The sequence below is a fragment of the Actinoplanes sp. NPDC048791 genome (genome assembly GCF_040650095.1).
In the GTDB taxonomy this organism is placed as follows: domain Bacteria; phylum Actinomycetota; class Actinomycetes; order Mycobacteriales; family Micromonosporaceae; genus Actinoplanes.
Window position 1 is genome coordinate 1 of the sequence record NZ_JBEZGQ010001645.1, and the last position, 1225, is coordinate 1225.

The 1225-nt window shown below is 73.2% G+C and carries 2 protein-coding genes; one reads left to right on the plus strand and one right to left on the minus strand.

Annotation, left to right across the window (positions count from 1 at the left end; translation table 11 throughout):
* Window positions 1-263 precede the first annotated feature (263 nt).
* The gene (locus AB0C29_RS49255; RefSeq protein ID WP_023358955.1) at window positions 264-629 is read left to right on the plus strand and encodes a DUF3499 domain-containing protein; all 366 of its coding nucleotides are present in this window, start codon (window positions 264-266) and stop codon (window positions 627-629) included.
* Here the strand turns inward: AB0C29_RS49255 and AB0C29_RS49260 are convergent.
* On the minus strand, window positions 610-1225 hold a 616-nt coding region (locus AB0C29_RS49260; protein WP_360835400.1), incomplete at its 5' end, for a polysaccharide deacetylase family protein. The genes AB0C29_RS49255 and AB0C29_RS49260 overlap by 20 nt on opposite strands.

The window sequence follows — 1225 nt, forward strand, 5'->3', positions numbered from 1 at the left end:
CGCGGCGGGTGGGCCGGCCGGGCCCGGCGGTGCGGGCCGTCCGGCCGGGATCGGCGCCGGACCGGCGGCGGTCGGGGCTGGTAGTCACGCCGTCAGCCTAGCCCGCACGGGCCGTCTCCCGTGGTCAGGCTGTGTCCACCGCGTTTCGTTGCCGGGAATTCGTCCCATTGGGACGGCGTGTCGGTGCGCCATGTCGAAATCGTGATGCATGGTGGGTCGGCGTGTCGCGGCTACCGGCCGCCGCGGGGAGATAACGTGCCGCCGTGAGGTCACCACGGCGCTGCTCCCGGAACGGCTGTCCCCGACAGGCGGTCGCCACTCTGACCTACGTCTACAGCGACTCGACCGCGGTGGTCGGCCCGCTGGCGGCGTTCGCCGAGCCGCACACGTACGACCTGTGTGAGCCGCACGCCCGCAGCCTGACCGCCCCGCGCGGGTGGGAGCTGGTGCGCCACGACGGTGACTTCGCCCCGCCGCCACCCACAACCGACGACCTGGTCGCTCTGGCCGACGCCGTCCGCGAGGCGGCCCGTCCGGCGCCACCGCCGCGCCCGGAGGAGCACGACAACCTGCCGGGGCACCAGACCGGCCGCCGCGGCCACCTGCGGGTCATTCCGCCCTCGCACTGAGGCCCTGGCTGGGCAGCGCGACCAGCCGGTAGCGCTTCTGCAACCACGGGATCAGTTCCCGGTACGCCGTGATCGTGGTCGGCTGCCCGTAATCGTGGGACAGCACGATCGCGCCCTTGCCGACGTGCTTCTTCACCGCGTGCACGACCTTGGCCCGGTGCGCCGCGTCCGACTCGCCGCCCGGGTGCTCCCAGTCGCGCGGGTCGACCTGCCAGTAGATCGACGTCATGCCCAGCTCGGCGGCGGCGGCCACGAAGGCCGGCGTGAAGTTCCCGCCCGGCGCCCGCAGGTAACTGATCCGGGCTCCGGGCACAGCCCGCCGGATGGCGTCGTTCGTGCGCTGCAGGTCCGCCCGGATCACCGCGGGCTTCTTCTTACCTAGTGTCAGGCTGTGCCGCCAGGTGTGGTTGCACAGGGTGTGGCCCTCGGCGGCGATCCGCCGGACCAGCCCGGGGTACGCCGCGACGTTCTGCCCGACGACGCAGAAGGTGGCCTTGACCCGCTTCTGCTTGAGCAGGTCCAGCATCCGCGGCGTCTGCACCGGGTCGGGCCCGTCGTCGAAGGTCAGCGCCACCGCGGCGCCGCCGGTGCGCATC